The organism is Edaphosphingomonas fennica, from assembly GCF_003034225.1.
GTDB lineage: Bacteria > Pseudomonadota > Alphaproteobacteria > Sphingomonadales > Sphingomonadaceae > Sphingomonas_E > Sphingomonas_E fennica.
Window position 1 is genome coordinate 1 of sequence record NZ_PHHF01000027.1, and the last position, 13,709, is coordinate 13,709.

16 protein-coding genes are annotated in these 13,709 nt (G+C 67.1%); 4 read left to right on the forward strand and 12 right to left on the reverse strand.

The annotated features are described in order from the left end of the window. From CV103_RS06475 to CV103_RS06490, 4 genes are all read right to left on the reverse strand, one after another. On the reverse strand, positions 1-1,182 hold a 1,182-nt coding region (locus CV103_RS06475), incomplete at its 3' end, for a hypothetical protein (RefSeq protein WP_107394376.1). Between the two features lie 536 nt (positions 1,183-1,718). After that, the gene (locus CV103_RS06480; RefSeq protein WP_107394377.1) at positions 1,719-2,459 is read right to left on the reverse strand and encodes a class I SAM-dependent methyltransferase; all 741 of its coding nucleotides are present in this window, start codon (positions 2,457-2,459) and stop codon (positions 1,719-1,721) included. Next, the gene (locus CV103_RS06485) at positions 2,449-2,922 is read right to left on the reverse strand and encodes an Rrf2 family transcriptional regulator (RefSeq protein ID WP_107394378.1); all 474 of its coding nucleotides are present in this window, start codon (positions 2,920-2,922) and stop codon (positions 2,449-2,451) included. The genes CV103_RS06480 and CV103_RS06485 overlap by 11 nt, the downstream gene beginning before the upstream one ends. Positions 2,923-2,991: 69 nt before the next feature. Then, the gene (locus CV103_RS06490) at positions 2,992-3,765 is read right to left on the reverse strand and encodes a hypothetical protein (protein ID WP_107394379.1); all 774 of its coding nucleotides are present in this window, start codon (positions 3,763-3,765) and stop codon (positions 2,992-2,994) included. A gap of 52 nt (positions 3,766-3,817) precedes the next feature. Here CV103_RS06490 and CV103_RS06495 point away from each other — a divergent pair, with 52 nt between their 5' ends. Next, positions 3,818-5,410, forward strand: a complete 1,593-nt coding sequence (locus tag CV103_RS06495) for a cisplatin damage response ATP-dependent DNA ligase (protein WP_107394380.1) — start codon at positions 3,818-3,820, stop codon at positions 5,408-5,410. A gap of 65 nt (positions 5,411-5,475) precedes the next feature. Here CV103_RS06495 and CV103_RS06500 read toward each other — a convergent pair whose 3' ends face one another. Continuing rightward, on the reverse strand, positions 5,476-5,766 hold the full coding sequence (locus tag CV103_RS06500; RefSeq protein WP_107394381.1) for a hypothetical protein: 291 nt from the start codon (positions 5,764-5,766) through the stop codon (positions 5,476-5,478). A gap of 249 nt (positions 5,767-6,015) precedes the next feature. After that, positions 6,016-6,420, reverse strand: coding sequence for a nuclear transport factor 2 family protein (locus CV103_RS06505; protein WP_107394382.1), 405 nt, complete (start codon positions 6,418-6,420; stop codon positions 6,016-6,018). A 129-nt stretch (positions 6,421-6,549) separates the two neighbouring features. On the opposite strand from CV103_RS06505, the gene CV103_RS06510 reads away from it, so the two are divergent. Beyond that, positions 6,550-7,821 carry an MFS transporter gene (locus CV103_RS06510; protein ID WP_015457812.1) on the forward strand — a complete coding sequence of 424 codons (1,272 nt, stop codon included), beginning with the start codon at positions 6,550-6,552 and terminating at the stop codon, positions 7,819-7,821. 10 nt (positions 7,822-7,831) lie between these two features. Here the strand turns inward: CV103_RS06510 and CV103_RS06515 are convergent, their stop codons facing one another. Both CV103_RS06515 and CV103_RS06520 read right to left on the reverse strand, forming a co-directional pair. Then, positions 7,832-8,689, reverse strand: a complete 858-nt coding sequence (locus CV103_RS06515) for a sugar phosphate isomerase/epimerase family protein (RefSeq protein WP_107394383.1) — start codon at positions 8,687-8,689, stop codon at positions 7,832-7,834. Then, complete coding sequence (locus CV103_RS06520) at positions 8,686-9,720, reverse strand: alpha/beta fold hydrolase (RefSeq protein WP_211314360.1); 1,035 nt, start codon at positions 9,718-9,720, stop codon at positions 8,686-8,688. The genes CV103_RS06515 and CV103_RS06520 overlap by 4 nt, the downstream gene beginning before the upstream one ends. 191 nt (positions 9,721-9,911) lie before the next feature. On the opposite strand from CV103_RS06520, the gene CV103_RS06525 reads away from it, so the two are divergent. Together CV103_RS06525 and CV103_RS23150 are read left to right on the forward strand one after the other, a co-directional pair. Continuing rightward, a complete protein-coding gene (locus tag CV103_RS06525) occupies positions 9,912-11,102 on the forward strand; it encodes a glycosyltransferase family 2 protein (protein ID WP_107394384.1) in 1,191 nt (396 codons plus the stop codon). A gap of 226 nt (positions 11,103-11,328) precedes the next feature. Beyond that, positions 11,329-11,397, forward strand: coding sequence for a hexameric tyrosine-coordinated heme protein (locus CV103_RS23150; protein ID WP_342749153.1), 69 nt, complete (start codon positions 11,329-11,331; stop codon positions 11,395-11,397). Between the two features lie 52 nt (positions 11,398-11,449). On the opposite strand, the gene CV103_RS06535 is transcribed toward CV103_RS23150, so the two are convergent. From CV103_RS06535 to CV103_RS06550, 4 genes are read right to left on the reverse strand one after another with little or no spacing between them, the layout of a single operon-like run. Next, complete coding sequence (locus CV103_RS06535; protein WP_107394385.1) at positions 11,450-11,959, reverse strand: archaellin/type IV pilin N-terminal domain-containing protein; 510 nt, start codon at positions 11,957-11,959, stop codon at positions 11,450-11,452. A gap of 16 nt (positions 11,960-11,975) precedes the next feature. Then, positions 11,976-12,734 carry an SDR family NAD(P)-dependent oxidoreductase gene (locus CV103_RS06540; protein ID WP_107394386.1) on the reverse strand — a complete coding sequence of 253 codons (759 nt, stop codon included), beginning with the start codon at positions 12,732-12,734 and terminating at the stop codon, positions 11,976-11,978. A 14-nt stretch (positions 12,735-12,748) separates the two neighbouring features. Then, positions 12,749-13,363 (reverse strand): Dabb family protein, encoded by a 615-nt coding sequence (locus tag CV103_RS06545; protein ID WP_107394387.1) that lies wholly within the window; start codon positions 13,361-13,363, stop codon positions 12,749-12,751. Beyond that, the gene (locus CV103_RS06550) at positions 13,356-13,706 is read right to left on the reverse strand and encodes a hypothetical protein (protein ID WP_015457820.1); all 351 of its coding nucleotides are present in this window, start codon (positions 13,704-13,706) and stop codon (positions 13,356-13,358) included. The genes CV103_RS06545 and CV103_RS06550 overlap by 8 nt, the downstream gene beginning before the upstream one ends. Positions 13,707-13,709 lie beyond the last annotated feature (3 nt).

Sequence of the window (13,709 nt, forward strand, 5' to 3'; positions counted from 1 at the left end):
ATGCCCTTGCCAAGGGGGCGTCCACATATGAATCACATTCCCGACGCCAAGGGAATCCTGTTTATGGGTCCCGACCCTAGTATACTTGATATCGATCCGCTTTCGACCTTGATGTATCTCATGTTGATAAACAGGATGAACGAGGTCGGGATAAAACAGGGCTGTTAGCAGGGCTTCAATCGCCTTTTCGTAAGCGCCCGCATGTTCAGCCCCGGTGCCTAGCGACGTTACCGCGTTGAGTAGACCATCCCAATCGGTTGCCTTCTCGCCTTCGACGCTCCCGAGGTCTTCGTGGCTAAGAGGCAGAAATGGACGTTTTCCCATTTCCTTGCGGTATTCATCCAATACGGCGGGCCGCTTTAGCGTCTGTTCGATCACGGCCTTTTTGTCGCCGCCATATTTCTCAATCAAGTCTTTCTTATGAACCTTCGGCCCCTTCTTCAGCATTGTGACTAGAGCCGATCCGGCCTTTATTTCTTCACGCTGCATGTGTTCAAGCATGTAGTGCCGATAGTAATACTGCATGTCATACAGAGATGTTCGTCGCACAATGGCTTTCGGCACCAACAAAAGCTTACCGGTCTTCGTCATCGGGAGTTCAACGAATTGGGTGATCCACTCACCGCGACCGGGATGCCACATTGGACCGGAAGGGACGCCCTGCGTTAGCGGTATGCCAAGCTGCTTCGCTTGTTCCTGCGTATATTCGATCAACGGACCCCGGATGATGTTCGTCGTGATATCCGATACGATATCGACGGAAATTCCGTGGATAAGCAGAACGGTATCTTCAAGGTCTTGGATCAAGCCAGACTTCGCGGCTGCGCTCTGACTAAGCGCCGCCCATACGTCGTGGGCAGATTCGTCGCCTAGGGCGCGACCTTGCGACTTCCCCTGCGACATTCCCAAATGCGTCTCATTGGGCTCTCGCAGTTCTTGCAGCAGCGCTTCGGCGTCAGCATTCTTGCCATCCTTGATGAGTTGAAGGACGGTTTCGAAGAAGCTTTGAACAAGCGATACGCAGCCATCACCCCAATCCGTCTGCATCAGAGTCAGCGCGCGGGGACTGATGAACACCTTCGTGTCCCGCTCAACGTCAACGTCAACGAAGTCGAGCGTCGCTTGCGAGCGCTTCAGCTTATATATCGTTGAAACGCGCTGATTTCGTCTGCGCCCTGCCAAGTCGCGATCCTTCCCCCTAATGCGGGGAACGTATCAGCAACTTCGTCCTATGCCACGAACTTATGCGTCGAATGCGGTGATGATCGCCGGTTGGCGGAGTGAGCGTCCGCCTACGCGGACTATAAGGCACTGATATACACTGACTTTGACGATGTGGCGATCGTCTATCACCTTCGCCACCACATAAGGATTGAGCTAGCCCCCGGCTGTTGTCGTTCATGCGTCAACCCGATCGTTCCATTTGACCGCGAAGGTCTTGTTGAACGACGCGCCAAGGCCGCGAACGAACGGTGTGTATTTCGCCGCCAGCGCCTTCAATTCGACAGCCCGGTCAAGTTTGGCATTCGCTTCGGGCTTTCACCGCCTCAATGCTTCTCATGTTGCCAGGCGACGCGGCGGCAAGTCCGAGAAGAAACGACGGACCATGACAAAGAACTGCGGCGACTTCGAAGTGGCTCGCCATCGCCTTGCGAATGGCAGCAAGGCCGCCCTTCTCTGGCCTGCTCGCGTATCCATGCACGGATTTCGGCATGGATCTAGAATTCGGCATGGCCGATCCAGCCGCGCCAGGTGAAGGCGGCATAGAACAGGGCCGCATCGGCGAAGCCCGCCTCCTTCAGGATCGCCTCGTCCCTTTCCGGGTCCAGCAGGCTCAGATTGGCGGCCACGGCTGCCTTCGCCTGGCCGGCCTGCTGGGGATCGGCGCCGGAGGCCACGGCATAGGCCGCATATCTCTCCAGCCACGTCGATCGCGTGGCATCTTGCGGGAAGCAGCCATGTGCCGCGACGAAGGGGGCGCCCGGCTTCAGCCGGCGATGGATTTCGGCCACCGTCCTCAACCGTTCCGGCGCGTCGAGAAAATGCAGCGTCAGCAGGCAGGTGGCGGCATCGAACGGGCCGGCCGGGGCATCGTCGATATAGCCTTCCACCCATTGGACGCGATCGGCGAGCGGCCCCAGCGTCTGCGCGGCGAGATCCAGCATCGGCCCCGCCGGGTCCACGCCCACGAAGGTCCATCCCGGCTGCGCTTCCGCCAGCACCTTCAGCTCCAGCCCACCGCCCGCGCCCAGCACCAGCACGCGCGCATCGGCAGGCGCGCCCTCGGCGAGCAGCAGCGCCGTCATGCGATGCAGCGCATCGATACCGGGAACGAACCGACGTGGCCCCTCGGCATATTGCGCGATCGCCTGCGGATCGCGGAAGGCATCCAGGAAATGGCGGGCGCCGGCATTGGCGTGGGCGTGGGCGTGGGCGTGGGCGTGGGCGTTATCGGCCATGGCCGCTCTCCTTGTCGCAAGGGGGGGAATGGATCGGGGCGTCCGGCCGCCGCGCATGGAAATCGGCGCTGAGCATGCCCAGCGTGATTTCGCCGAACCGCGCGAGCAGCAGCGCCTCGGCCTGATCGAAGGCGCTGCCCAGCGCGGCGTTGACCGCCTGCTCGACCAGGCATCCCGGCGCCTCGGTGCGGTTGCCGATCGCCAGCAGCGACGGATGGCCCAGGGCGTCATATATGTCGCGTAGGGTTATGCCGTCCCAGCCGGGGGCAAGGCGCCACCCGCCGCCGTGGCCCTTTTCCGATCGCACATAATCCCGGTCGCGCAGGCCCGCCATGATCCGCCGGATAACGACGGGGTTGGTCTGCATCGCTGTCGCCAGCGTCTCGGATGTGGCCGGGCCGGCCTGTTCCGCCATGTGCAGCAGCACGTGAAGGATGCCCGAAAGGCGGCTGTCGCGTTTCATGTATCATCTATTGTTACATGAAACGCGACCAGGCAAGCCCCGATTGCCGGAATCCCCTTCGTCAGGCCATCATTGTTCGGCCAGCGTCGCGATCCGATCCGCCAGCGGCCCCGCCCTGCCCCCAGAAAAATCGCGGCGCGATCCGCGCGCGCGGGCGTCGGGATCGAAATTTTCGGGCTGGTGGGTGAAGCAGGCGCCCGGCGGCGGGGTCGGCACGTCGCGCTGCACATCGGGGTCAAAGGTGCGGCCGATCGATATGAACACCGCCCGGCGCAGCAGCAATGCGGCCTCCGCCTCGCCGGGGTCCAGCTCCGTCACCCATTGCCGCAGCGCGCGCAGGTTGCGGCCAGCATAAGGATGCGGCGGCAGGATCGTCTCGCGATCCAGCGTCCAGGCGTGCACCGGCGCGCCGTCCCGATCGATCAGCGCCTCGCGCCTTCCATCCACCGCGTCGGTCACGGCCATGCGGAACAGCACCGGCCGCTCCGTGCAGGCGCGCGACGCCGCCTGCCCCGCCAGATCATAAAGGTGCGTGCAATGCGCATAGGGGCTGTCGAACGCCGCCGCGTCCGCCAGCCGGCGGCCCCGCAGGCGCTCCACCAGCAGCGGCCCCGCCCCCGCGCAGGTCGTCCAGGGATGGCGGATGGTGGTGGCCGAAACCGCGGTTATGATGCCGCCCGCATGGGCGATCTCGATCTCGAAATGATGGAAATCATCCTCCAGCGCGGCGCGCACCCGGCCCGGCGCGGGATCGACCAGCACCGCGCGGCGCAGCGCCGCCTCGCCGGGGCGCAGCGGCGCCGTTCGTTCCCGCCAGACCCATTCCGCATCCTCGCCCGCCAACCGTCGCTCTCCCGCTTGCATCCGCCGGCCGCCCTCGCGCGTTGCGCCGCCGATGCGTGAATTCTCCCAGCTGCTCGACGGGCTTGTCTACACGCGGTCGCGCAATGGCAAGCTCCGGCTGATCGCCGATTATCTGCGCCGCACGCCCGATCCCGATCGCGGCTGGGCGCTGGCGGCGCTCACCGGCGGGCTCGACCTGCCGGCGGTGAAGCCCGCCGCGATCCGCGCCATCGTCGAGGAACGGGTCGATCCCGTGCTGCTCGGCCTCAGCTACGACTATGTCGGCGATTTCGCCGAAACCGTGGCGCTGATCTGGCCCAAGCCGGCGGACCAGCCCGAGGAGGTGGACGATGGCAGCCTATCGCTTGCCGCCGTGGTCGATCGCCTCTCCACGCTCGGCCGGTCGGAGGCGCCGCGCGCGCTGGCCGCGATGCTCGACAGGCTCGACGCCAGCGGCCGCTTCGCGCTGATAAAGCTGGCGACGGGGGGCCTGCGCGTCGGCATCTCCGCCCGCCTCGCCAAGACGGCCTTCGCCCAGGCGTTCGGCCTCGACGTCGATCATGTCGAGGAGGTGTGGCACGGCCTCGCCCCGCCTTATGGCGCCCTGTTCGCCTGGGGCGCGGGCGGCGCCCGCCCGGAGCCCGGCGACATGCCCGTCTTCCGCCCGTTCATGCTGGCCCATCCGCTGGAGGATATGCGCGTCGACCTCGCCGAATATGCCGCCGAATGGAAATGGGACGGCATCCGCGTCCAGATCGTCCATGCCGGCGGCGAGACCCGGCTTTACAGCCGCGCGGGCGACGATATCAGCCGCAGCTTTCCCGATGTCGCCGCCGCCTTCGCCACGCCCGGCGTGGTCGACGGCGAATTGCTGGTGAAGGGCGTGGCCCAGCGCGGCGAGGCGGCGAGCTTCAACGCGCTCCAGCAGCGGCTGGGGCGCAAGGCCGTGTCGGCGCGGATGCTGGCCGATTATCCCGCCTTCGTCCGCCTCTACGACATCCTGTTCGATGGCGCGGCGGACATGCGCGCGCTGCCCTGGTCCGAACGGCGCATCCGGCTGGAAGGCTTCACCGCCGCCCTCGATCCCGCCCGCTTCGACCTATCCGAAATCATCCCCGCCGCCGACTTCGCGGCGCTGGAGGACATACGCGCCGGCGCGCGCGACGCCGCGATCGAAGGGGTGATGCTGAAGCGGCGGGACAGCCCCTATGTCGCCGGGCGGCGCACGGGCTTATGGTATAAATGGAAACGCGATCCGCTGACCGCCGATTGCGTGATGATGTATGCCCAGCGCGGCCACGGCAAACGCTCCAGCTTCTATTCGGACTATACGTTCGGCTGCTGGACCGGCGATCCCGCGACGGGCGGCGAGCTGCTGCCGGTGGGCAAGGCCTATTCGGGCTTCACGGACGAGGAACTGGCCTGGCTCGACCGCTTCGTCCGCAACCACAGCGTCGCGCGCTTCGGCCCGGTGCGGGAGGTGGAAAAGACGCTGGTGCTGGAGGTCGCGTTCGATTCGATCCACGAATCCAGACGGCACAAGTCAGGGCTGGCCATGCGCTTCCCGCGCATCGCCCGCATCCGGCACGACAAGCCGGCGGCCGAGGCGGACAGGATCGAAACCCTCCGCCGGATGATCGTCTAGATGGAAGGACGGCCGGCCGCCCCGGCGATCACGCGCGGGGCGGCCTGTTCGTCAGGGCGATCGGATCAGCCCTTGATCTCGTCCCAGGACAGCGTGGTCTTGGCGGCGTGGCCGTCGACGCTGATGCTGGCGAGCGGCACGCGATAGATCTTGGTGTTGTAGATGAAGGTCACATAGCCGTCGGACTGGCGGACCTGCTCCACCCGGCCCAGCTTCTTTCCGGCATTGTCATAGAGGGCGTAGCCCTTCTTCACCGCGGCGGCCTCGGCGGCGGCATTGTCGGCCGGCTGGGCAATGGCGGCGGCCGGAGCCAGCAGGGCCAAAGCGAGCGCGCCGCGCAGCACAAACTTGTTCATTGCATGCCTTTCCAATCAAAACCCGTTCATACACGCACGAAATGCGTTGCGCAGAGCAATCTATGCTGCGCTTGCGAAGCGCCATGCCGCATCCGGCCGAGTCGCTCAACCCCAATTTTCGATTCCGAATCGGAAACTCTCGCAATTTTGGTTCGCGAGGCTGAAGCTCATCTTTCAGCCGCAGGCGCGCTGTCGCCGGGGCGGCGCGCAATAAAGCCGCATTTACAATGAGCTAAATCGTAAAGATCTTCAGGGACGGGCGCCGCCGCAGATCACGTCGGTGATATGCTCGGTATCGCAATATTCCTTGAATTCGACGATCCGTCCGTCGCGCAGGCGGGCCAGAAAATGATACTTATTGTTGTAATCCTTGCCCGAAATATGGCGCGCGAAGGATTCCGCCTCGATCGCGACTCGATCGTCCTGCGCGGTGATCGCGTGGATCACGAAGCGCACGCCTTCCGGGAAAGCCTCGTAGATCCGCCCCGCGGCCATCGCGATCTGGCCCTTGTCGAACGTGCCGGAAATCAGCGTGCCGCCCATGGTCACGCAGTGCCCGTCCTCGGCATAGCTGTCGATGATCGTCGCCACGTCGCCCGCATTCATCGCGTCGAAGAAGCGGCGCATCACCGCGATATTCGCATCCACGCCCATCTGCCCTCTCCCCGGCCGATTATTGCGCCCCCGGATCACTTATGCAGGTGACGCGCCCATGATCTCCTGTAGGATGCGCAGAAAAAATCAAGATCAGGTCCGCAAAGAAGCGGGGGAGGAAGATCGGACATGCAGGAAGCGACGATCGCGCGACCATCGGGCGGGCTGCCCTATCGCGGCTGGCTGGTGGTGATCGCAGGCTTCGTCTGCGCGATGCTCACCGTCGGCGCGACGGTCTATTCCTTCACCTTCTTCGTGCCCGTGCTGGTCGAGGAATTCGGCCTCGGCTACGCCCAGGCCAATATCGGCATCATGGCCCTGCTCCTGGGCATGATGGTCTGGTCGCCGCTCGTCGGCCGGCTGATCGACAGGCTGCCGATCCGGCTGATGGTGGCGGCCGGCGCCGTCCTGTTCGCGGCGGGCTTCCTGATGATCGCCACCGCCACCTCGCTCAAGGTGATGCTGATCGCCACGGTCGGCCCGATCTCCTTCGGCATGATCGCGGCCGGCGCGCTGGCCGCCAATGCCATCACCGCGCGCTGGTTCCGCCGGCGGCGCGGGCTGGCGATCGGCATCATCGCCGTCGCCACATCCTGCGGCAATGCCGTGATGTCGCCGATCGCGGCCAACGCCATCGAACATTTCGGCTGGCGCGCGGCGGTGGCCGGCATCGGCGTGGGCGTCAGCCTGATCGTGGGCGTGCTGGCGCTGCTGCTGATGCGCGACCGGCCGAGCGAGGCGCAACTGATCGAAGGCGGGGAGATCACGCCCGCCATGCTGGACGGCAGCGCGGCCGCCCCGGCGGCGGAGCCGGTGTGGTCCACGCGCGCCCTGCTGCGCGAACGCAATTTCTGGCTGATCATGTTCGGCTGCGGCCTGATCCTCGCCAGCGATCAGACGCTGATCCAGACGAACGCGCCCTATTTCAGGACCAAGGGCATCTCGCTGATCGACGCCTCATGGCTGGTATCGGTGGGCGGCGTATCGGCGGTGGTGGGCAAGCTCGTCGCCGGCTGGCTGGCCGATCATGTCGATGTCCGCCGCGTCTTCGCGGTGGTGGCGCTGTTCCACGTCATCCTGCTTTCGCTCTACATGATCTGGCCCGGATATTGGGTGATGCTGGGCGCCTTCGCGCTGATCGGCCTCGCGGTCGGCGGGGTCTATCCGGTGTGGACGGTGCTTACCGCCAACAGCTTCGGGTCGCGCAGCTTCGGCAGCGCGCTGGGCGCGATGGCGGTGGGGATGCAGCCGCTCTCGATCGCAGCGCTCTACGCGGTCGGCCGCATCCGGGACCAGACGGGCAATTACAACCTCGCCTTCGCGGGCCTGCTCGTGATGGTGGTGCTGGCCTTCATCCTCGTATCGCTCACCAGGCCGGGCGCGCGCGTGCCGAAAGCCTAGCGGCCGGCCCTCAGCCCGCCGCCCGATCCACCGCGCGCAGCCGTTCGATCAGCGCCTGCTCGCCGGCCAGCCCCTCGCCCAGGGCTTCATGCTCGATCTCGAACAGGCCGTCATAGCCCGTGGCCCGGATCGCCCGGATCAGCGCCGGCCAGTCGATCCCGCCCGCGCCGATGTCGATCCGCCCGGCCGATCCGTCCGCCGGCACATCGGCCACCTGCACCGCGCCGATCAGCCGCTCGGCGGCCGCCAGCGCGGATAGCGGATCGATGCCGTCCAGCGCGATATGCCCCACGTCGAACATCAGCCGCACCGCCGGATGGCCCGCCGCGCGCACCACCGCCACCGCATCGTCGAACCGGTCGACCAGCATCGAGGGCAGCCAGCGCGCGGACGTCATCTCCACGCAGAGCCGCACGCCCGCTGCGCCCGCCCGGTCGCCCGCGCGCCGCAGGTTCTCCGCCATTGCCGCGAGCTGGGCGGCGCGCGGCCGGGCGGGATCGAGCCCCGCCACGCAGATCAGCGTGTGCCCGCCGATGCGCCGCGCCGTCGCCAAGGATCGATCGAGTTCGGCCAGCAACGCCGCGCGGCCGTCCTCGTCCGGCGCGCTCCAGCGCGGCTGATCCCAGCCCAGCGGATCGTGGACGAAGCTGGCGAGCCGCAGGCCCCGCCGCGCGGCGTGCGCGGCTACCCGCTCCTGCTCGTCAGCGGGCCTGAGCGCGGCATAATTGTCCTGCACGCCCGCCAGCCCGAGATCGGCGATGAAATCGATCTGGTCGAACGGATCGGCCGATCGCGCGCTGTGGCGGAACAGCGGCGCGTCCGGCCCGCGCAGGCCCAGATGCGCCGTCCAGGGAACCGCCCAGCTCACCGGCTTTTCAGGAAATCGATCAGCGCGCGGTTGAACGCCGCCGGCTGTTCCTGCTGGATGAAATGGCCCGCGCCTTCGATCTCCACCACGTCCACCAGCCCCGGCACCCGCCGCGCCATCCGCTCGCGCCATTCGGGGAAGAAGCCGAAGGACGGGTCCCTGGCGCCATGGACGAACAGGGTCGGCACCGTCACGTCATGGTCCGCCCAGGCGCGGCCGATCTCCCAATTGGCGTCCGCCGTGCGGTAGGAATTCAGCCCGCCGATCACCCGCTTCATGATGTCGGGATGGTCATATCCCTCCACGAAGCGGGCGAACTCCGCCTCCGAAAGCCATGGCCAGGGGAGGTCCGGCGCGGGGGGCAGCGCATCCAGATAGCCGCTGCCTTCGCTCGGCACGTCCAGCCAGTTCCACAGATTGCCATTGGCCGAAAGCGCGAAGAAATCCCGCTTCAGGAACTCCGCCAGATTGCCGCCCAGCTCGCGCTCTGCCGGTCCTACCTCCTGGAAATAATGGAAGTGGAGGAAATGCTGCGCCGCCATCGCCGCGAAGCGCCGGGACGGCGGATGATCGGCCGATGCCATCACCGGCTGCGGCGGCGTGCCGGGCGGCAGCGTCTCGGCCGATCCCAGCATCGCGCGGCCGGCAAGGTCATAATCGTAGGGGATCGTCGCCACCAGCGCGCGCACCCGATCGGGTGCGCGCACCGCCAGGTTCCAGGCATATTGGGCGCCGAAATCCTGGCCGACGATGAAGGCCGTCCCCGCGCCATAATGATCGAGGATCGCCAGCAGATAACGCTGCATATGATCGGAATCGTAGAGCGCGGGGTCCGCCGGCCGGTCGCTCCCGCCATAGCCGAGGGAATCGATCGCCACCGCCTTGAAGCCGGCATCGGCCAGCGGCGCCATCTGGTGCCGCCACGACCATGCCAGCCCCGGAAAGCCGTGGATCATCAGCACCAGCGGCCCCTCGCCCGCCGTCACCGCATTGATCGCGACGCCGCCGACGTCGATCCGTTCTTCCGCCATCATCCTCTCCCTCAGGCCGCATCCTTCCGGCGGCCGGCCGGCCCGGCAAGTGCGGGCTGCGGAATATGGGACATGAATTTCCAGCAAACGTCATCGCGCCCCGGAAGCCGCCGATCCGCCCCTTTCCGCCACGCGCCGCTTTATCCCGCGTGCCGGCTTTATCCCGCGTCCCGCCTGTGCGATGCGTTGCGATGATGACGATATCCGCGCTGCCCGCTGCCATCGGCTGGATCCTTCTCGCCCCCGTGGCGCTGGTCGGCCTCGTCTTCGCCGTCGAAACCGGGCTCGGGCTTGTCGCCGGCCTGCGCGGCCGCATGGCCGCGCCGATCCCGCCGGGCGATATCGCGCTGCTGATCCCGGCGCATGACGAAGCGGCCGGCATCGGCGCGGTCGTGGCGGCGCTCAAGGCCGTGCTGCCGCCGGAAACCCGCATGCTCGTCGTCGCCGACAATTGCAGCGATGCCACCGCCGATATCGCGCGGCGGGCCGGCGCCGAGGTGATCGAACGGCACGATCCCGTCCGGCGCGGCAAGGGCTTCGCGCTCGCCTTCGGCCGCGATCATCTGCGGGCCAGCCCGCCGCGCGCGGTGATCGTGATCGATGCCGATTGCACGGCGGAGCCGGGCGCGCTCGAACGGATCGCCGCGCTGGCGGCCGGAACCGGCCGGCCGGTGCAAAGCGCCTATCTGTTCGCGCCGGCCGGCGATGCGCCGCCGATGGTGCAGATTTCCAACTTCGCGATCCTGGTGAAGAATCTCGTGCGCCAGAATGGCGGCCGGGCGATCGGCGCGCCGGCCCTGCTCACCGGTTCGGGCATGGCCTTCCCCTGGGGCCTGTTCGATCGCGCGGCGCTCGCCACCGACAATATCGTCGAGGATCTGGCGCTTGGCATCGATCTTACCCGCGACGGCTATGCCCCGCTGTTCGATCCCGGCGCCCGCACCTGGACGCAGCCGAGCACCGAGGGCGGCACGCTCACCCAGCGGACGCGGTGGGAAAACGGCTTCATGGCCACCGCCCGCCGCCAGGCGATCCCCCTGATCGGCGAAGGGCTGGCCCGCGCGCGGCCGGCGCTCCTGTGGACGGGCCTCCACCTCCTCACCCCGCCGCTGGCGCTGCTGATGGGCCTCAACCTCGCCGTCGCGGCGCTGCTTGGCCTGCTGGCGCTGATCGGCATGCCGCCCCGGCCCTTCATCGCGGCCGTCACCCTGTTCGGGCTCAACGCGCTGCTCGTCCTCATCGCCTGGGCGCGCCACGGCCGGGCGTTCATGCGGATCGGCACGATCGCGCGGCTGCCGCTCTATCTCCTGTGGAAACTGCCCATCTATCTCCGCCTGGTGCGCGGCGGCGAAACCCGCTGGATACGCACCGAGCGGAAATAAGCGGCATCGCCGCGACGATCCGTCTTCCGCGCCGGCCCGCGCCGGGCCTTCGGAAGGAGCATCACCATGGCGGATTCATGGCTTCCCACGCTCGTCACCCCAACGGCCGAGGCCGGGTTCGAACGCGCGGCCAAGCTGTCCCCGCGTCGGCGCCAAAGTCACCCAGCCATCGAATGAGGTCCGCCAGTAGTTCCGCCCGGCCTATGGCCACGATACCGCGCAGCTCATCGCCGGCTCCCAGGTGATCGCCATCAATTTTCAGACGGTAGCGGCCGCCAACCATTATTGGCGATAGGGATCGGTGAGAATCCGGGAAATCCGGTCCGCCGGACTTCCCGGACGAGTCCTTACGCCTCGGCGGGCGTGACGGCCTTCTTCTTCGAAAGCGCACCGGCGATCAGCGCCAGTCCGCCGAAATAGACGATGCCGGCGGCGATGCCGTAGAAAATCTGCAGGAAATCGGCATTGGCCTGCACATGGGGGACCGTGCCCACCGTCAGGAAGATCATCGTCGCCATGTTCACGGCGATCGGCGCCCAGCCCATGATGATCGCATAGACCAGCAGCAGGACGACGGCCAGGAACAGCGCCATGCCCGGCCCCGCGCCCATCAACGGCGGCAGCAGCGCCATCATCGCGGCGGTGCCCGCGCCGACGAAGGCGCCGATGATCGATTTCGCCAGCCGGTCCACCCGCGCCTGCTCGACCATCGACCAATAGAGGAGGAAGAGGAAGCCCGCCCACGCCTCGCTCAGGTGCAGCGCCGCGACCGCGGCGATATAGCCGGCGAGCACCACGATCACCGCCAGCAGGATCAGAAGGCCCTTTACGGGGCTCATTGCCGCCTTGTCGTCCATAATCCTGCTCCCTGCCTCAGCGCATCGTCGCGCCGCCATCCACGCTCAGCGTCTGGCCGTTGATCCAGGCCCCGTCGTCCGAAAACAGGTGGGCCACCATCGCGGCGATGTCCGCCGGTTCGCCCAGCCGCGTGCTGCGCGTCGCCGCCACAGCATGACGGCGGAATTCCTCGGGCAGGTGATCGCGGGTCTTTTCCGTATAGACGAAGCCCGGCAGGATCGCGTTCGACCGCACGCCTTCCTTGCCCCAGCGCGAGGCGATGTGGCGGGTGAGCGCGTTCACCGCCGCCTTGGCCATGCCATAGGCCACGCGCTCCGGCTCGCCCACGATCGAGGCGGCGGAGCTGGTGAAGGCGATCGCGCCCCTGCTCTGGATCAAATGCGGCAGGGCATGGCGCGCGATCAGGAAATAGCCGCGCATGTCGACCTGGATGGAGCGATCGAACACGTCGAGCGCGCAGGACAATACGTCCCCGTCCAGCATGATCGATTGCATGTCCGCCGCATTGGCCAGCACGCAATCGAGCTTGCCCAGCCGATCGACGGTTGCGGCCACCAGCCCGGCGATGGAGGCTTCCTCCGCCTGATCGTAGCCGATTGCCACGGCATCGCCGCCGGCCGCGCGGATGCGCGCCGCGCAGGCTTCCGCGCCCTCGAGGAACAGATCGCCCACCACCACGCGCGCGCCTTCTGCGGCCAGCCGTTCGGCCGATGCCGCGCCGATGCCGCCCCCGCCGCCCGCGATCAGGATCGCCTTGCCGTCCAGTCCCCGCATGTCGGGCCTCTCCCTCAGGCGGTCAGCACAGCGCGCCCAAAGGCGCAGAAACTGTGGCAAAGCCGCGTGTCGATCATCCAGTCGGGGCATTCGGGATCGAACCAGCGGTCGATCCGCGCCCAATGGTAGGGATGGAGCATGTAGGGGCCGTTCAGCCCGTCGAGCGAGGCATATTCCTGCTCCCACACATGCGTCCAGCGCCGCTCGCCCCGCGCCTCGATCACCCGGCTCAGCCGCCAGTTGCGGATGGCGGGGATATAATGCGGCATGCGCACCATCTCGGCCTCGAACTTGTCGAGCACCGGGCGGCTGACCGGCCGGTCCGCGCTCAGCAGCAATGCGCGATAGACGCCGGTCGCCAGCCCCGGATCGGCCGCGCCGTGGCGGCCGTGGCGGTAGAAGGCGCTGTCGGCGCGCGTCACGCCCCCGCCCCCCAGCACCGCATCGATCGCGGGCAGCACGTCGCGGTAGCTGTCCTCGTCGGCGAAGTCGAAATGGGCGATCAGGTCGCCGCCGTTGAACGTGCCTGGCAGCGTCCGCGCCACGCGGGCCTCCAGCGCGCCCAGCGCCGCCGAAACATCGCCTTCGGCGCCCTCGGCCAGATGGACCAGGCTGACGAGGCTAAACATTGCAGATCTCCGCGATATCGCTTTCGGCCGTGGCGAAATGGCGGCTGCGGCGGACGATCATCTCATCCACCTCCGCCCACCAGTCCGCCACGCCGGGATCGTTGCGCGACTGGAAGCTCATGCCCCACCAGGCCGGCGCGCCCTGGATCGTCCAGCTTATGGTGATGGTGTTGCTGTCGTCGTCCAGCCACATCGGCGGCGATACCAGGACGCGATCCAGAGCCATGCCCCGCGCGCGGGCGCCGGGGGCATAGCGTTCGTGATAAGCCTCCAGCAGCGCGCGGCCTTTGCCCGGCAGGGCGACGATCTCGTCGATCACATAGATGGTCGTGGCGGTGCTCACGGC